Origin of the sequence: Pseudomonas sp. RW407 (assembly GCF_003176655.1) — a bacterium.
In the GTDB taxonomy this organism is placed as follows: Bacteria; Pseudomonadota; Gammaproteobacteria; order Pseudomonadales; family Pseudomonadaceae; genus Pseudomonas; species Pseudomonas delhiensis.
Map to the genome: position 1 here is coordinate 917,398 of NZ_QGSL01000107.1, position 15,707 is coordinate 933,104.

A 15,707-nucleotide genomic window follows, 5' to 3' on the forward strand; every position below is an offset into this window, starting at 1 on the left:
AGTACCGCCGGCGAACGCCATTCGCGGACAAGGTCCGCTCCTACGGAGAGCCCGTGCTTCCCAGCAAATTGTAGGAGCGGGCCCTGCCCGCGATTCGCGCGCATGGCGCGCTCCTACAGGTTGAAGCTGAACTCCGCGTTCATACCGGACAGCCCCCTCTCCCGCTTGCGGGAGAGGGTTGGGGAGAGGGCGCTCTTGAGGATGCGCACCGAACCTGCCCGATGGAACCCCATTCGCGAGCAAGTTCGCTCCTACGAAAAGCGCCCCTACTCTGGCCTGCGCCCCGCCATCCGCGCCGTAATCGCCGCCGCCGCCTCCTTCAGCAACTCCGCCGCCCGCCCCTGGGTTTCCGCGCGGAAGGCGCTGGCCGCGCCCACCACCGTCACCACCCCGGCCAGTTGCTCGCCCACCGCGAATACCGGCGCCGACAGCGCGTTCACCCCCGGCATCAGCAGGCCGTGCACGTGGTGCAGGCCCGTGGCGCGGATTTCCGCCGTCTGCTTGTGCAGTTCCGCCTCGTCCAGCGCGCCGGGCGTGCCCGCCTCCTCCGCGCGCAGCGGCGCGGTCTCGCCGTCGGGCAGGTAGGCGTTGAACACCAGGCCGGTGGACGAGCCCAATAGAGGGAGCACCGAGCCCACGCGGGTGACCAGGGTCACCGCACGCAGCGGTTGCTCCACCTGCACCACGGTCGGGCCCTTGTTGCCCCACACGGCGAGAAAGCAAGTCTCGTTCAGCTCGTCGCGCAGGGCGCTCAGGTGCGCCGTGGCGGCGCGCACCACGTCCAGCCGGCCGATGGCGGCCAGGCCGACGAACAGCGCCTCAGGCCCCAGGGCGTAATGGTTGGTGGCCGCGTCCTGCTCGGCGAAGCCGCTGGCGATCAGCGCCTGCAGGTAGCGGTGGACCTTGGCCGCGGGCATGCCCACGTGCTCGGCCAGGCGCGACAGCGAGGTGGCCGGGGCCAGGTCGGCCAAGCCCCTGAGGATGTCCGTGCCGACTTCGGCGGCCTGCACTTTCTGGCGTTTCGGCGCGTCGCCGGTGTCCCTGGGAATGGCCATGCAATGACTCGTTCGTCGATGGAGGCGCTGTTATAGCTTGACCCCTTCCGACGTTCAAATTACGTTATCCGTAATTCGATTACAAAAACAAAGAGGTCGCCATGTCGTCCGTCGAATCCCTCGCCTACCTGTCGGGTTTCAACAACCAGTTCGCCAGCGAAGCCCTGCCCGGCGCGCTGCCCCACGGGCAGAACTCGCCGCAGCAGGCGCCCTACGGCCTGTACGCCGAGCAGTTCTCCGGCACCGCCTTCACCGTGCCGCGCAGCGAGGCCCGGCGCACCTGGCTGTACCGCATCAAGCCCTCGGCCAGCCACCCGCGCTTCGAACGCCTGGCACGGCAGATCCCCGGCCGCGAGCCGGGCCAGGTCAACCCCAACCGCCTGCGCTGGAACCCCCAGGACATCCCCGCCGAGCCCACCGACTTCCTCGACGGCCTGCTGACCCTCGCCGCCACCGCCGACCCCGAGCAGGCCAGCGGCGTCAGCGTGCACCTGTACCGCGCCAACCGCTCCATGGACCGGGCCTTCTTCGACGCCGACGGCGAGCTGCTGATCGTCCCGCAGCAGGGCCGCCTGCGCCTGGCCACCGAGCTGGGCCGGCTGGACATCGAGCCGCTGGAGATCGCGGTGATCCCGCGTGGCATGAAGTTCCGCGTCGAACTGCTCGACGCCACCGCCGCCGGCTACATCTGCGAGAACCACGGCGCCGCCCTGCGCATCCCCGACCTGGGCCCGATCGGCAGCAACGGCCTGGCCAACCCGCGCGACTTCCTCGCCCCGGTGGCCCACTACGAGGACATCGACGCCCCCGTGCAACTGGTGCAGAAGTTCCTCGGCGAGCTGTGGGCCTGCGAGCTGGACCACTCGCCGCTGGACGTGGTCGCCTGGCACGGCAACAACGTGCCCTACAAGTACGACCTGCGCCTGTTCAATACCATCGGCACGGTCAGCTACGACCACCCGGACCCGTCGATCTTCACCGTGCTCACCTCGCCCAGCGACACCCACGGCATGGCCAACGTCGACTTCGTGATCTTCCCGCCGCGCTGGATGGTGGCCGAGAGCACCTTCCGCCCGCCGTGGTTCCACCGCAACCTGATGAACGAATTCATGGGCCTGATCCAGGGCGCCTACGACGCCAAGGCCGACGGTTTCTCCCCGGGCGGCGCCTCGCTGCACAACTGCATGAGCGCCCACGGCCCGGACAACGCCACCACCGTGCAGGCCATAGCCGCCCAGCTTGCGCCGCACAAGATCGACAACACCATGGCCTTCATGTTCGAGACCGGCCGCGTCCTGCGCCCGACCCGCTACGCTCTCGAATGCCCGCAGCTGCAGCGCGACTACGACGCCTGCTGGAGCGGCATGGCCAAGACCTTCCAGAGGAACTGAACCCCATGAACCAGGCAGACAACCGCCGCAGCTGGATCGAATCCGCCAACGGCCACCCCGACTTCCCCCTGCAGAACCTGCCGCTGGGCGTGTTCAGCAGCCCCGGCCGCGAGCCGCGCGGCGGCGTGGCCATCGGCGAGCACATCCTCGACCTGAAGGCGGCGCTGGCCGCCGACCTGTTCGAGGGCGAGGCCCGCCACGCCGCCGAAGCCGCCAGCGACGCCAGCCTCAACGCCTTCTTCGCCCTCGGCGCCGGCCCGCGCCGCGTGCTGCGCGAGCAGCTGCAGGCGCTGCTGGCCGAAGGCAGCCCGCGCCAGGCGCAGATGCAGGAACTGGGCGCCACGCTGCTGCCGGCCCAGGCCAGCTGCCAGCTGCACCTGCCGGCCCAGGTGGGCGACTACACCGACTTCTACGTCGGCATCCACCACGCCAACAACGTCGGCCGCCTGTTCCGCCCGGACAACCCGCTGCTGCCCAACTACAAGCACGTGCCCATCGGCTACCACGGCCGCGCCTCCACCGTGGTCGCCTCCGGCGCCGCGGTGCGCCGGCCCAACGGCCAGACCCTGGCGCCCGGCGCCGAGGCCCCGGCCTTCGGCCCGAGCAAGCGCCTGGACTACGAACTGGAACTGGGCATCTGGATCGGCCCGGGCAACGTCATGGGCGAGGCCATCGGCATCGGCCAGGCCGAGCAGCACGTGGCCGGCTACTGCCTGCTCAACGACTGGTCGGCGCGCGACGTGCAGGCCTGGGAATACCAGCCGCTGGGCCCCTTCCTGGCGAAGAACTTCGCCACCAGCGTGTCGCCCTGGGTGGTCACCGCCGAGGCCCTGGCGCCCTTCCGCAAGGCCCAGCCGCCGCGCCCGGAAGGCGACCCGCAGCCGCTGCCCTACCTGCTGGACGAACACGACCAGGCCCACGGCGCCCTCGACATCCAGCTGGAAGTGCTGCTGCAGACGGCGGCCATGCGCGAGCAAGGCGTCGAGCCCGTGCGCCTGGCGCTGAGCAACACGCGGAACATGTACTGGACGGTGGCGCAGATGGTCGCCCACCACAGCGTCGGCGGCTGCAAGCTGCAGGCCGGCGACCTGTTCGGCTCCGGCACCCTCTCCGGGCCGCAGCCGGAAGCCTTCGGCAGCCTGCTGGAGAGCACCTTCGGCGGCAAGCAGCCGCTGGAACTGCCCGGCGGCGAGCAGCGCACCTTCCTGCAGGACGGCGACGAGGTGATCTTCCGCGCCTGGTGCGAACGCGAAGGCTACCCGCGCATCGGCTTCGGCGAGTGCCGCGGGGTGATCCTGCCGGCGCGTTGAACAGCCAAGGTCAACCTCGGGGCCGCCTGGGCGCGAGGTCAAACGGCGGATAACGCCGTAGGCGTTATTCGCCCTACGCCAGGCTCACCCGCCACGTAGGGCGGATAACCGTTCGCGGTTATCCGCCGCCTGACCTTGGCGCCCCTACCCCGCCGGCGACAAGGTCCCCAGCAACGACACCGCCGCCACCGCGGCCACCCCGCACGCCCACTCCAGCATCACGCTGCGCCGCAACGCCAGCAGGCGCTTCTCGCGAAACGCCAGGGCCACGCGGTTGAGCAGCGCCAGGGCGAGCATCCCCGCCACCAGCAGCAACTTGATGGTCAGCACGAAACCGAAGGTGGAAGTGCGCGGGTCCGGCCATTGCCCGACCAGCGCCCAGACGTTCACCAGCCCGCTGGCCGCCACCCCGGCCACCAGCAGGTAGCCCACGCCGCTGAAGCGCCGCAGCGCCTCGCCATGGGTGGAGCCCGGCGCGCGGTAGAGCAGCGCCGCCAGCAACAGCAGGCCGCCGAGCCAGGCGCCGGCGCAGAGCAGGTGCAGGGCCTGGTTGAGCATCAGGCCGACACCGGCCCAGCCGTCGAGCATGGCGCCATGGCCCACCGGCGCCAGGCTGGCCAGGACGGCCCCGGCCAGCAGCACGCGCAGCGGGTTGTCCACCGACAGGGGCAGGCACAGCGCCACCAGCAACGCGACGTTCGCCAGCAGGTGCCAGGCCCAGACCTGGCCGAAGAAGGTCTGCCCCAGCACCAGCCGCAGCGTCGGCCCGTCCAGCGCGGCGGACCAGTCGCCAGCCATGCTCGCCGCCACCAGGCCGAGCCAGGCCAGGCCACTGAGCAGCGCCAGCGCGGCGGCGCCACGCAAGCCGGCGAGCACCCGCCCATCCAGCGCGGCGAGCACGGCGCCCTCCTGGCGGCGCAGCACCGCACGGAACAGCCCCACGCCGAACAGCGTGAGGGTCAGCAGCAGGTGCAGGAAACGACAGAAGACCAGGGCGTCATCCATGGCGGACGCGCCCCCGGCTGGAACGGGCATGGTTCAGGGCGCAACCTTGAAGGCGTAGCTGCCGTTGCTCTTGTGGGTGTCCACCGAAACGGCGTGCCATTCCACCTTGTACTCGCCGGCCGGCAGCGGCTGGTCGAAGGTCACCACCAGCACTTTGGCATCGCCCTCGGTGGTGGCGATGCCGACCACCTTCACAGCCTTGCCGTCGGCGGCGGTGACCGTGACCTTGGTGAACTTCGCCTCGACACCTTCGGAGAAGCTCAGGCGCAGCTCCTTGGGAGCGGCGGCGGTGCTGTCGGCGGCGGGCGTTTCGCTCTTCAGGTGGGCGTGGGCGAAGACGGCGGGGGCGTTGAGGATGGCGAGCAGGCCGAGGGCGGCGAGCAGGGGGGATTTGCGCATGGCGGAACCTCGAATGGATTGCAGCGCCCGGCAGCTTAGCAAAGAGGTTGGGGGTGGAGGGGGTTGGTGCTTGCTGGTGAGTTCGGTGCTGTGGTTTTGCTCCGCCCTCTCCCTAACCCTCTCCCTGAAGGGAGAGGGTTAGGGAGAGGGCGCTCTAGAACCCAGCCACCCAACTCCCCTGGAAGCACCATTCGCGAGCAAGCTCGCTCCTACACAAGACAACATCAGCCCTGCAAGCGGCTCACATCCCCCGGATCGATGGACGCCCCAGCCCCCAGTTCCTCGCGCTGCTGCGCCAGACGCGCGCCCTCCTGGGCGACCAGGGCGAAGAGTTTCTCCGGGTCGGCCTGGCGCAGTTGCAGGGCCATTTTCTCCATGCCCTCGGCGACCACGATGTCATGCTGCCGCGCGGCCAGGCCGGCAAGGATGGTCTGCGCGGCCACCGCCGGGTCGATGCCGTTGTCGATGTTGGTGTCCGAGCGGCCGCGCTGGCTGCCGTTGCCTTCCAGGGAGTTCAGGGCGATGGCGGTGCGCACCGAGCCGGGCAGGATCACGCTGACGCCGATGCCGTAGGCCGCCTCCACTTCCGCGCGCAGCGCCTCGAAGTAGCCGACCACCGCGTGCTTGGCGCCGCAGTAGCCGGTGCGCAGCGGCGCGCCCACCTTGCCGGCCACCGAGCTGACCACAGCCAGCTGGCCGCCACGCTGTTCCACCAGGCGCGGCAGCAGGGCCTGGGTCAGGGCCACGGGGGCCAGGTAATCCACTTCCATCAGTTGCCGGTACACCGCAAGGCCGGTGTCCAGGGCCAGGCTGCGCTGGCTGACGCCGGCGTTGTTCACCAGCAGGTCGATGCGCCCGCGCCAGGCCCAGGCCTGCTCCACCAGGGCCGGCAGGCGCTCGTAGTCGGTGCTTTCGAAAGGCAGCACCAGGCTGCGTTGCGGGGCGCGCCCGGCCAGCGCCTGCAGGGCCTCGACGCGACGCCCGGAGAGGATCACCTCGGCGCCCTGCTCCAGCAATGCCAGCGCCAGCGCCTCGCCGATGCCGGAAGAGGCGCCGGTTATCCACACTACCTTGGCTGCGAAACTCATCGTTGTTGTTCTCCTTGGCCTGCGGGCGCACGCCGCCCGCGTTGCCAGGCAGGCTAGGCCAGCACGCGGCGCAGGACTGCCGGAAACCCGACAATTGCCCATGGCTTGCAGCGGCCGGGCAAGGCGGTCAAAGTGCTGCGGTCCCCTGCCCGAACCCCGCCCCATGCCCGATACCGAAGACCTCCTGCAGCAACTGGGCGCCAACCCCTGGTTCGCCCGCCTGGCCCCCGCGGTACGCCGCACCCTGGCCAGCGAAGGCCGGCGCCAGCAGCTGCGCGCCGGCGAATTCGTGTTCCGCCAGGGCGACCGTGGCGAGCACTTCCTCACCCTGCTGCAGGGCAAGCTGAAGGCCTCGACCCTGCGCGAGGACGGCAAGGAGGCCATCCTCGCGGTGCTGGAGCCCGGCCACTGGTTCGGCGAGGCCTCGATGCTCGACGGCCTGCCGCGCACCCACGACGTGATCGCCAGCCGTGACAGCGAAGTGCTGGGCGTCGACCAGGCGACCTTCGACCGGCTGATGCTCGACAACGGCTTCGCCCGCGCCGTCTGCGTGCTCCAGGCGCAGCACACGCGCCTGGTCTACCGCCTGCTGGAAGACGCCATGCTGCGCTCCACCCGCGCCCGCATCGCCAGCCGCCTGGAACAATTGGCGCGCGGCGACGGCAGCATCGACGGCGAGCAGCGCCAGGTGGTGCGCATCAGCCAGGACGAGCTGGCGATGATGCTCGGCATCAGCCGCCAGACGCTGTCCCTGGAACTGCGCGAGCTGGTGGCCGGCGGCGCGCTGGAGCTGGGCTACCGGCAACTGCGCATCCTGTCGCTGGAAAAGCTGCGCGAAATGGCGGCGCAAACGTAACGGTCAGGCTTGGCGTAGGGCGAATAACGCTCCGCGTTATCCGCCGTTTAACCTCGCTTCCAAGCGGCTCCAAGGTCGACCTGGGCCTCGGCTGCGGCATGGGCCAATCGGCGGATAACCGCGAACGGTTATTCGCCCTACGTGGAGGGTGAGCCGGGCGTAGGGCGAATAACGCTCCGCGTTATCCGCCGTTTAACCTCGCCTCCAAGCAGCTCCAAGGCCGACCTGGACGTCGGCTGCGGCATGGACCAATCGGCGGATAACCGCGAACGGTTATTCGCCCTACATCACGGTCGAGCTTGGCGTAGGGCGAATAACGCTCCGCGTTATCCGCCGTCTAACCTCGCTTCCAGGCGGCTCCAAGGTCGACCTGGGCCTCGGCTGCGGCATGGGCCAATCGGCGGATAACCGCGAACGGTTATTCGCCCTACGGCACGGTCGGGCTTGGCCATGCCTCCAACTCCCGCAAACGCTGTTCGAGGAAGCGCCGCTCCGGCTCCAGGCGCACCAGTTCCAGCGCCCGCTGGTAGGCCTCGCGGGCCTCGGCGGTGCGGCCCAGGCGGCGGCAGAAGTCGGCGCGGGCGGCGTGGGCCAGGTGGTAGTCGGCCAGCTCGCCGCGGGCGAGGATGGCGTCCACCGCGTCCAGCCCGGCCTGCGCTCCATCGCGCATGGCCAGGGCCACTGCGCGGTTGAGTTCCACCACCGGCGAGGGCTGCAGTTGCAGCAGCGCATCGTACAGCGCCACCAGGCGCGGCCAGTCGGTGCTGGCCAGGTCGGCGGCCTCGGCGTGCACCGCGGCCAGGGCCGCCTGCAGGCTGTAGGGGCCGAAGCGGCGGCTGGCCAGGGCCAGGCCGGCCAGGCGCTGGCCCTCGGCGATCAGCGCCCGGTCCCAGCGCGAGCGGTCCTGGTGCTCCAGCAGCACCAGCCCGCCGTTCTCGTCGCTGCGCGCGGCACGCCGCGATTCCTGCAGCAGCATCAGCGCCAGCAGGCCCATCACTTCCGGCTCCGGCAGCAATTCCAGCAGTTGCCGGCCGAGGCGGATGGCCTCGCCGGACAGCTCGGCGCGGGTCAGGGATTCGCCGCTGGAGGCCGCGTAGCCCTCGTTGAACACCAGGTACACCACCCGTAGCACGCTGGCCAGGCGCTGCGGCAGCTCGGCCGGCTCCGGCACCTGGTAGGGAATGCGCGCATCGCGGATCTTCTGCTTGGCGCGGACGATGCGCTGGGCGATGGTCGCCGGCTGCGCGAGGAAGGCGCGGGCGATCTCCTCGGTGCGCAGGTCGCAGACCTCGCGCAGGGTCAGCGCCACCTGGGCGTCGGCGGCCAGCGCCGGGTGGCAGCAGGTGAACACCAGGCGCAGGCGGTCGTCCTCCAGGCCCTCGTGCTCGGCCTCTTCCTCGCCCTGGGTGTCGATCTCCAGCTGGCGGGCGATCTGTTCCAGCGAGGCGTCGAAGCGCACCCGCCGGCGCAGGTGGTCGATGGCCTTGAAGCGCCCGGCGGAGACCAGCCAGGCCCGCGGGTTGTGCGGCAGGCCATCGCGCCCCCACTGCTCCACGGCGGCGGCGAAGGCGTCGTGCAGCGCCTCCTCGGCGCGGTCGAAGTCGCCCAGCAGGCGGATCAGCGTGGCCAGCACGCGCCGCGATTCGCGGCGGTAGATGTCATCCACCCTGTCCCGCAGCGAAGGCGGCGCGTAGTCATGCATGCGGCCGGCTCATGGCTGGGCGTCGAACAGCAACTGCCCGCTGTGCATGTCGAAGGGAATGGAGAAGTGCTCGTGGACGATCTTCCATTCCCCGTCCACCCGCCGCAGGCCGAAGGTCACCCGCGCCCAGGAGGCCTTTTCCTCGCCCTGCTCGTCCTTGCCGCCGCAGTACGACAGGTAGTGGCCGAAGGCGACGTCGCCGCCCTGCTCCACCGCCAGGTGGTGGCGCTCGAAGCGCGTCTGCTGGCAGGCCTGCAGGCAGGCGCGCCAGTGCTGCGCATAGGCCTCGCGGCCGACGAACTGCAGCTTGCCCACGGCATCGAAGGCCAGCACGTCGTCGCTGTAGTGGCGGACGATGGCCTCGACGTCGCCGGCCTGCACCGCTTCCAGCCAGCCGTCCAGCAGGCGCTGGATGGCCGGGTCGATGGGACTGCCCATGGCGATTCCTCCTTTTCAGGACGCGCAGCAGCCGTGCGGCGGTTGCTCGTCATCGTAGCGGTCATGGTAGCGCAGCCAGTTCATACCCTTGCCGTCGAGGTCGGCCATGCCGCCCCAGCCCTCGCCGCGGCCCAGTGGCGTGAGGTCGAGCAGATGGTAGGTGAACAGCGGCGCCTCCAGCCCGCGGCCGTAGGCGGAGTAGCTGTGGTAGACGCTGTCGCCGTCGCGCAGGAACACGCTCATGCCGGGCTGCTCGCCCTGGATATGGTAGTCCTGGCCCAGGCGCCGCAGCTCGTCCAGGTCGCGGTAGTTGTATTCGATCGGCGCCACCTTCTCGTCGAGGGTGACGTGGAAGTCGTAGTTGAAGTCGCTGCCGAAGGACGAGTACCAGGGCAGCCGCCAGCCCATGCGCGTGCGGAACGCGGCGATTTCCGCCAGGGGCGCGCGGGACACCAGGGCCAGGGTGGTGCCGCGGGCGTGCAGGTGCTCCAGGCGGCCGAGGTTGTCGACCAGGAACGAGCAGCCCTCGCAGCCCTCGCCACGGTCGCGGTGGAACATGAAGTGGTAGACGATAAGCTGCGGCCGGCCCTCGAACAGGTCGAGCAGGCGCAGCGGGCCGTCCGGGCCCTCGAAGCGGTAGTCCTTGTCGATGCGCACCAGCGGCAGCCTGCGCCGCTCGGCGGCCAGGGCGTCACGGGCGTGGGTGGCCTCGCGCTCCAGCTGCCACAGGCGCTTGCGCGCGGCCAGCCAGTCTTCGCGGCTCACCACGGGCGGCAGGGTGAAGTTATCGATTTTCATGGGCGTTCCTCCTCTTCGCGGGGGTCGCCGGCCGGCCGACGGGGCTCAGGCCTGGGCGGCGAAGTGCTGTTCCCAGTCGCGGATCGGCCGCACCTCGATGCAGCCCAGGCGCCCCGGCGGGATCTTCGCGGCGATCTGGATGGCCTCGTTGAGGTCGCGCGCCTCGATCAGGTAGAAGCCGCCGAGCTGCTCGCGGGTCTCGGCGAAGGGCCCGTCGGTGACCGACAGCTGGCCGTCGCGGTGGCGCAGGGTGGTGGCGGTGTCCACCGACTGCAGGGCCTCCACCGCCACCAGCTGGCCGCGCTCGCGCAGCTGCTGCTCGTAGCCCAGGCATTCTTCCACCACGGCGCGGTAGTCATGGGCGGGCAGCTGCGCGGCGGCTTTCTCGTCCAGGTAGATCAGGCACAGGTATTTCATCCTCGGCTCCTCCGGGCGTTGGGACGCAGATACCTATAGTCGTGCCGGGCCGGTAGGGATCGACAGCAGGTCGGTTTTTCCCCGTGCCGGCGGACGAACGGTCGCTCACTCGTAGGTCAGGGTGAAGGTCGCGGTGACCGCCACCTGCCCCGCCGTCATACCGCTGGCGGTCTTGTAGTACTTGGCCGCCAGCGGGATGCTCACCGCCTGGTTGGCAGCCGTGGTCGTGGTCTGCAGGGCCCGGGTGGCCAACGGCTGCACCAGGGTGCTGCTGGCGTCGCCATAGAACAGCTGGACGCCGACGCCGCCGGCCATGCCAGCACCGCTGGCGTTGCTGAGGACCTGGTTGCCGCTGGTGGTACCGTCTATCTGGTACCAGACCTTCACCCCGTTGTCGCAGCGCAGGTTGATCTTGAAGGCACGGGCCTTACTGTTGTCGGCCAGTACGCCGAGGCCGCTGGGGAAATCGCTCCTGAGCACCGTGGGCAGCGGCACGGTGATGCTCTGGCTGTCGGGGTTGATCTCGCAGGCCCGCGAAGTGACCGCGGTGGCGCCGGTGAAGGTCAGCTGCGTCACCGCCAGGTTCTGGTAGGACACGGTGGAGGTGCCGCTGACCTGCAACTGGCCGCCATTGAGGATCGGCCCGGTCTTCACCAGGCGCACCCACCAGGAGTTCTTCAGCGGGTACTGGGTGCCGATCACCGACCAGGCCAGGCTGGGGATGGGGGTGACGTTGTTGTAGAGCGGGTTGCAAGAGGCGTTGTTGCACCAGTACACCGAGATGCCGATGCCCTCGATGTTGGTCTTGAACACAGAGGGGTAGCCGCTGCTGTTGGTGAAGCCGGGCACGGCGGCGCCGATGCCGGCGGCCAGCGCGCCGGACACGTAGCCATTGCTGTTGCAGGTGATGTTGTTGCCGCTGGCGGCCACCCAGCCGCTGCTCCACAGCTCGGTACCCGGCGTGGCATCGGCGGGCACGCTGATGGTCGCCGGCAGGCTCATGCTCAGTTGCGAGGTCATGTAGCCGGAGTCGAAGCTGCAGCTCGCCCAGGCCGAGGTCGACAGGCCACCGAGCAGCAGCAGGCAGAACAGGAAAATCTTCTTCATGGGTACCTCGTCGAGGGCGGCCGCGCCTAGCGGGCCGCCAGTTCACCGCTGGCCGGCGCGCGCCTGCACACCGCCTCGGCCTGCTGGAAGGGTTTGCCGTCGGCGGCCGCGGCGGCCACCTGGTAGCGCGCCCGGCACTGCCGCTGCGGGCCTTCGCCCCAGCGCACCTGCAGCTCGCCGCGGGTTTCCTGCAGGCGCAGGAACACCTGGCTGCCCTGGCCCACGAGGGTCAGGCTGTTGCCCTTGGCGTCGAGCACCTCGGCGCCCACCGGCAGGCTGTTGCCCTGCTCGTCCAGCAGGTGCAGCAGCAGCGGCTGGCCGCTGACGGTGGGGTACTTGAGCATCACCACGGCGCCATAGCGCGGCGCCACGTTCTGCGAGGTGGTCTGCAGCTCGACGTCGTCGGGCAGGCCCTTGGGGTCGAGCACCACCTGGTTCTCGCGGTAGGGCATCAGGCTGGAGAGCACCCCGTAGCCGTTGCCGCCGACTGCACCGCCGCTGCTGTTGACCAGCGCCGCGCCGGCTGCGCCCTTGGCCTCGATCACCGCGCGGGTCTCGCCCTGGGCCTGGCTGAAGCTGACGCCGCCCGGGTGCGCCACCACGCTGCCGGACAGGCCCAGGCCGTACTGGTGGTAGCCCTCGCCCTCGCTGTAGCTGGCCGACAGGTTGGTCTGCGGCGCGCGGTACTGCACGTTGGCGCCGCCGGCGTTGCTGCTCTGCCCGTCGACGCGGCTGCGCGAGCCGTACACGCCGTAGTTGAACTGGTTGTAGTCGCCCAGCGAGCCGGCCACGCTCAGTTGGCTGTTGAGGTCGCCGTTGCTGTTGCGCGTGGTGGTGCTGTTCAGATACGGCGCATGGCTGGAGCGCCCCAGCGGCAGCGAGAGGTTGAGCATGTACTGGGTGTCGGTCTCGCCGGACAGCCCGCGGGTGCGGTTGGCCGACAGGCTCAGGCTGCCCCAGCCGAAGCTGTTGGAGTAGCCGGCCTGGTAGCTCATGTCGCTGCCCTTGCCGGCGTTCCAGTAGTTCTGCGCCGAACCGCTCAGGTACAGGCTGCCCAGGCGTTCGCCCAGGGGCTGGCTGAGGTTGACCTGGAAGCGGTTGCGCTGGCGCCAGGCGGTGTAGTCGGCGTCCTCCGGCGAGCGCGCGTAGGCGAAGTCGGCGAAGTTCAGGTAGCCGTCGCTGGAGAAGCGGTAGGCCGCCACCGCGAAGTTGGTGCGGGTGGATTCCAGCAGCTTGCTGTAGCTGAGGCGGAAGCTCTGGCCGCTGGCGCTGCTGCCCTGGTCGCCGGCCTTCAGGCCGCTGGCGTGGGACTGGGTGACGTCGAAGGCGAAGGCGCCGACCGGCGTGCTCAGGGCCAGGCCGCCCTGCACCGCCAGGTAGTTCTCGGCGACGATGCTGCCGGTGTAGCCGGTCCACAGGTTGGAGATGCCGCGCTGATAGGTGCCCTGGACGAAGTTCGGGGTGTCGTCCAGGCGGTCGTCGCGGTACTGGCCGGCGCTGACGCTATAGCGCGACACGCCCGGGCGCAGCAGTTGCGCCACGCTGGCGAAAGGCACGGTGAACTGGCGCACGCGGCCGTCGGCCTCGGTCACGGTGACCTCCAGGTCGCCGGCGTAGCCGGAGTTGTACAGGTCGTCGATGACGAAGGGCCCGGGCGCCACGCTGGTCTCGTAGAGGACGTTGCCGCCCTGGCGCACCGTGACCTTGGCGTTGGTCTCGGCGGTGCCGCGGATGGCCGGGGCGAAGCCGCGCTGCGAGTCGGGCAGCATGCGGTCGTCGGAGGCCAGCTGGACGCCGCTGAAGGGCACGCTGTCGAACAGGTCGGCGGGGGTGAAGTACTCGCCTAGGGTCAGCTGCGACTTCAGCCCGGTGATGTCGCGCTGGGCGTAGCTGCTGATCGCGTCGTAGTGCCGCGTGCTCTTCTGCTGGTCGCCCTGGCTCTGGCTGTAGCTGCCGTTGTGGCGCAGGCGCCAGTCGCCCAGGTTGAGCCCGGCGTTGAGGCCGGCGTAGTACTGGTCCTGGGTGCCGCCGGCCTCGGTGCGGTAGGCGTTGGCGTTGTAGTCGACGAAGGCCGCGGTGACGCCGCGGTCCCAGTCGCGCGGGTCGACGTAGCCGCGCGAGACGCGGCTGAGGTAGGCCTGGGGAATGCTCAGGTCCAGGCGCAGGTCGCCCTGGGCGAAGTCCGCACGGGCGCCGGGCACCAGACGCTCGATGTCCACGCAGTCGGCGTCGGCCAGGGCCCGCTCGGTGGCCTTGGCGTCCGGCAGCTTGCCGGTGTCCAGGCCCAGGCCGGGCAACTGGCTGCGCTTGAAGCAGTAGCTGGCCGGGGTGTCGCCCTCGCCGCCGCGTACCCGCAGTTCCTCGCGGCCAGTCCAGGTCTGGTTGACGTAGACGTCCACCCGGTAGCTGCCCGGGGTGACCGGGTTGCCCCGCTCGTAGCGCGAGACGTCCAGCGGGCGGCCGTCGGGGCCACGCAGGAAGGCCGGGTTGAAGGCGGCGTAGAGTGCGTCCTCGGCGGCCCGCGGCGGCTCCACCGGGACGGCGGCCCAGGCGGCGGCGATCGCCAGGGCCAGGGGCCCCGGGCACGGCCAGGCGCGTCGGCGCCCGGCGGGGGTACGACGGGAATGACGAGACATCGATGCACCTTGTCGAATCGGCCCTCGCGCGCCAGCGCGGCCGGGGGTCAATGCAGATTGGCGGTTCGTTCCGGGGCGACGCCGTAGTCGCTCATCCAGCGGTAGCGCACCTGCCCGGCGCCCGTGCCGCCGGCGAAGCCGTCGAGGGCGAAGGTCTGGCTGGCGAAGGGCGCGATCATCCCGCCCGCCGCCTGGTAGTCGCGGCCGCCCTGGGCCAGGGTCAGGCCGCTGTAGGACAGGTGGTAGGGGCTGGGGTTGTCGCCGCGCAGGGCATAGCCCGCGCCCTGGCGCACCAGTTGCCAGCGCACCTGGCCCACGGCGCCGTCCAGGTCGCCGGGCAGCCCGGCGGGCCGGTAGAACAGCTTCAGCCGCGAGCGCACGGCGATCTGCATGTAATTGCTGTCGGCGCCGGCGGGTATCGGCGGCACTTCCAGGCTGTTGAACCAGAACAGCGACTCGCGGTCCTGCGGCAGCTTTTCGCCGGTGAACATCAGGCGCACGCTCTGGCCCTTCTGCGGGTCCAGGCGGAAGATCGGCGGCGTGATGAGGAAGGGCGCGTTGGCGGTCTGCGGCGTGGAGCGCTCGTCGCCCCGGTCGGCCCAGACCTGCATCAGCACCGGTTGTTTGCCCTGGTTGGTCAGACGGACGGTGACCTCGCGCTCCTTCGCCGGGTAGATCACCCGCGTGCCGTCGATGACCACCCCGGCGCGGGCCAGGGGCGCGCCAAGCGCGAGCAGCAGGAGGCCGGCCGCGAGCCATGTCGGCCGCAGCGAGAGAAAACCTTGCATCATGGGTACCTCGATGCCCGGGGCGGAGCCACCGGGCAGGTCGATCACGGGTGGATCACTGGTAGATCAGCTGGAAGTTGGCCTGGGAAACCACGGTGCCGGCAGTGGCGCCACCCGCGGCGGAGAAGTAGCGGGCGTAGTAGTTCAGGTTGACGTCGCCGCCGGCCACGTCGGTGGACTCGCCGCGGGCCACCTGGGCGCTGTAGCTGTCGTTGTGGACGTTGATCGGCTGCTGGTTCTTGTCCAGCAGCTGCACGGCCACGGCGGTGGCGCTGCCGGTGTTGGCCAGGTTGCCGTTCATGTCGACGTTGCTGTCCGGGACGAAGGCCATGGACACGGTGTCGGCGCCGGTGCCGGAGCTGCCGGTGCAGCCGGACACCTTGACCGAGAACGGGGTGATGCCGGTGTAGCTGCCGGGGTTCTGCAGCAGCGACTTGTCGACGTTGGGCAAGGTCACCTGGACGTTACCCGAGCCGGCATCCACCACGCAGGTGGTGTCAATCACCTTGCCGGTGATGGTGATCTGCCCGGTCTGCGCTGCGGACACGGCCAGAGACGCGCCGGTGCCCACCAGGGCCAGCATGGCGGCGAGCAGTTTCTTTTGCATGATCGAACTCCAATTCGTTGCGGTTGCGCTGGCTGCCCGTCGAGGAGGACACCTGTCCGAGGAACCCGAGCCATCTGGAAGGTTCTTCGCTGCGGCCAGTCAACGCGCAA

15 protein-coding genes are annotated in these 15,707 nt (G+C 70.1%); 3 read left to right on the forward strand and 12 right to left on the reverse strand.

Annotated features, from left to right (window positions below):
- Positions 1–266: 266 nt before the first annotated feature.
- On the reverse strand, positions 267–1,055 hold the full coding sequence (locus DK254_RS28275; RefSeq protein ID WP_089394215.1) for an IclR family transcriptional regulator: 789 nt from the start codon (positions 1,053–1,055) through the stop codon (positions 267–269).
- Positions 1,056–1,156: 101 nt separating this feature from the next.
- Here DK254_RS28275 and hmgA point away from each other — a divergent pair, with 101 nt between their 5' ends.
- Both hmgA and fahA read left to right on the forward strand, forming a co-directional pair.
- Positions 1,157–2,446: a homogentisate 1,2-dioxygenase gene (gene hmgA, locus DK254_RS28280; protein WP_109936478.1), complete on the forward strand. Its 1,290-nt coding sequence runs from the start codon at positions 1,157–1,159 to the stop codon at positions 2,444–2,446.
- A 5-nt stretch (positions 2,447–2,451) separates the two neighbouring features.
- A complete protein-coding gene (gene fahA, locus DK254_RS28285; protein ID WP_109936479.1) occupies positions 2,452–3,756 on the forward strand; it encodes a fumarylacetoacetase in 1,305 nt (434 codons plus the stop codon).
- Positions 3,757–3,900: 144 nt separating this feature from the next.
- Here the strand turns inward: fahA and copD are convergent, their stop codons facing one another.
- From copD to DK254_RS28300, 3 genes are all read right to left on the reverse strand, one after another.
- On the reverse strand, positions 3,901–4,761 hold the full coding sequence (gene copD / locus DK254_RS28290; RefSeq protein WP_109936480.1) for a copper homeostasis membrane protein CopD: 861 nt from the start codon (positions 4,759–4,761) through the stop codon (positions 3,901–3,903).
- A 33-nt stretch (positions 4,762–4,794) separates the two neighbouring features.
- Positions 4,795–5,160 carry a copper homeostasis periplasmic binding protein CopC gene (copC, locus tag DK254_RS28295; protein ID WP_109936481.1) on the reverse strand — a complete coding sequence of 122 codons (366 nt, stop codon included), beginning with the start codon at positions 5,158–5,160 and terminating at the stop codon, positions 4,795–4,797.
- 224 nt (positions 5,161–5,384) lie between these two features.
- Positions 5,385–6,248: an SDR family NAD(P)-dependent oxidoreductase gene (locus DK254_RS28300; protein WP_109936482.1), complete on the reverse strand. Its 864-nt coding sequence runs from the start codon at positions 6,246–6,248 to the stop codon at positions 5,385–5,387.
- Positions 6,249–6,411: 163 nt separating this feature from the next.
- Here DK254_RS28300 and DK254_RS28305 point away from each other — a divergent pair, with 163 nt between their 5' ends.
- Entirely contained in the window at positions 6,412–7,104 is a 693-nt protein-coding gene (locus tag DK254_RS28305) for a Crp/Fnr family transcriptional regulator (RefSeq protein WP_109936483.1), read from the forward strand.
- A 427-nt stretch (positions 7,105–7,531) separates the two neighbouring features.
- Here DK254_RS28305 and DK254_RS28310 read toward each other — a convergent pair whose 3' ends face one another.
- The 8 genes from DK254_RS28310 to DK254_RS28345 form a co-directional block, all read right to left on the reverse strand.
- Entirely contained in the window at positions 7,532–8,806 is a 1,275-nt protein-coding gene (locus DK254_RS28310; RefSeq protein ID WP_109936484.1) for an RNA polymerase sigma factor, read from the reverse strand.
- 9 nt (positions 8,807–8,815) lie between these two features.
- Positions 8,816–9,244 carry an SgcJ/EcaC family oxidoreductase gene (locus DK254_RS28315; RefSeq protein WP_109936485.1) on the reverse strand — a complete coding sequence of 143 codons (429 nt, stop codon included), beginning with the start codon at positions 9,242–9,244 and terminating at the stop codon, positions 8,816–8,818.
- 15 nt (positions 9,245–9,259) lie between these two features.
- Positions 9,260–10,042 (reverse strand): DUF899 domain-containing protein, encoded by a 783-nt coding sequence (locus DK254_RS28320; RefSeq protein ID WP_109936486.1) that lies wholly within the window; start codon positions 10,040–10,042, stop codon positions 9,260–9,262.
- A gap of 45 nt (positions 10,043–10,087) precedes the next feature.
- On the reverse strand, positions 10,088–10,459 hold the full coding sequence (locus DK254_RS28325) for a YciI family protein (RefSeq protein WP_089394225.1): 372 nt from the start codon (positions 10,457–10,459) through the stop codon (positions 10,088–10,090).
- Positions 10,460–10,564: 105 nt separating this feature from the next.
- Positions 10,565–11,566, reverse strand: coding sequence for a fimbrial protein (locus DK254_RS28330; protein WP_109936487.1), 1,002 nt, complete (start codon positions 11,564–11,566; stop codon positions 10,565–10,567).
- A gap of 26 nt (positions 11,567–11,592) precedes the next feature.
- Positions 11,593–14,202, reverse strand: coding sequence for a fimbria/pilus outer membrane usher protein (locus DK254_RS28335; protein WP_109936488.1), 2,610 nt, complete (start codon positions 14,200–14,202; stop codon positions 11,593–11,595).
- 47 nt (positions 14,203–14,249) lie between these two features.
- A complete protein-coding gene (locus DK254_RS28340) occupies positions 14,250–15,038 on the reverse strand; it encodes a fimbria/pilus periplasmic chaperone (protein WP_256595978.1) in 789 nt (262 codons plus the stop codon).
- Positions 15,039–15,045: 7 nt separating this feature from the next.
- Positions 15,046–15,597, reverse strand: a complete 552-nt coding sequence (locus DK254_RS28345) for a fimbrial protein (protein ID WP_109936489.1) — start codon at positions 15,595–15,597, stop codon at positions 15,046–15,048.
- Between the last annotated feature and the right edge of the window lie 110 nt (positions 15,598–15,707).

Excerpts from the sequence above, each read along its gene's own strand:
- DK254_RS28275 (WP_089394215.1), bottom strand. The coding sequence starts at position 1,055 with ATGGCCATTCCCAGGGACACCGGCGACGCGCCGAAACGCCAGAAAGTG.
- hmgA (WP_109936478.1), top strand. The coding sequence starts at position 1,157 with ATGTCGTCCGTCGAATCCCTCGCCTACCTGTCGGGTTTCAACAACCAG.
- fahA (WP_109936479.1), top strand. The coding sequence starts at position 2,452 with ATGAACCAGGCAGACAACCGCCGCAGCTGGATCGAATCCGCCAACGGC.
- copD (WP_109936480.1), bottom strand. The coding sequence starts at position 4,761 with ATGGATGACGCCCTGGTCTTCTGTCGTTTCCTGCACCTGCTGCTGACC.
- copC (WP_109936481.1), bottom strand. The coding sequence starts at position 5,160 with ATGCGCAAATCCCCCCTGCTCGCCGCCCTCGGCCTGCTCGCCATCCTC.
- DK254_RS28300 (WP_109936482.1), bottom strand. The coding sequence starts at position 6,248 with ATGAGTTTCGCAGCCAAGGTAGTGTGGATAACCGGCGCCTCTTCCGGC.
- DK254_RS28305 (WP_109936483.1), top strand. The coding sequence starts at position 6,412 with ATGCCCGATACCGAAGACCTCCTGCAGCAACTGGGCGCCAACCCCTGG.
- DK254_RS28310 (WP_109936484.1), bottom strand. The coding sequence starts at position 8,806 with ATGCATGACTACGCGCCGCCTTCGCTGCGGGACAGGGTGGATGACATC.
- DK254_RS28315 (WP_109936485.1), bottom strand. The coding sequence starts at position 9,244 with ATGGGCAGTCCCATCGACCCGGCCATCCAGCGCCTGCTGGACGGCTGG.
- DK254_RS28320 (WP_109936486.1), bottom strand. The coding sequence starts at position 10,042 with ATGAAAATCGATAACTTCACCCTGCCGCCCGTGGTGAGCCGCGAAGAC.
- DK254_RS28325 (WP_089394225.1), bottom strand. The coding sequence starts at position 10,459 with ATGAAATACCTGTGCCTGATCTACCTGGACGAGAAAGCCGCCGCGCAG.
- DK254_RS28330 (WP_109936487.1), bottom strand. The coding sequence starts at position 11,566 with ATGAAGAAGATTTTCCTGTTCTGCCTGCTGCTGCTCGGTGGCCTGTCG.
- DK254_RS28335 (WP_109936488.1), bottom strand. The coding sequence starts at position 14,202 with ATGTCTCGTCATTCCCGTCGTACCCCCGCCGGGCGCCGACGCGCCTGG.
- DK254_RS28345 (WP_109936489.1), bottom strand. The coding sequence starts at position 15,597 with ATGCAAAAGAAACTGCTCGCCGCCATGCTGGCCCTGGTGGGCACCGGC.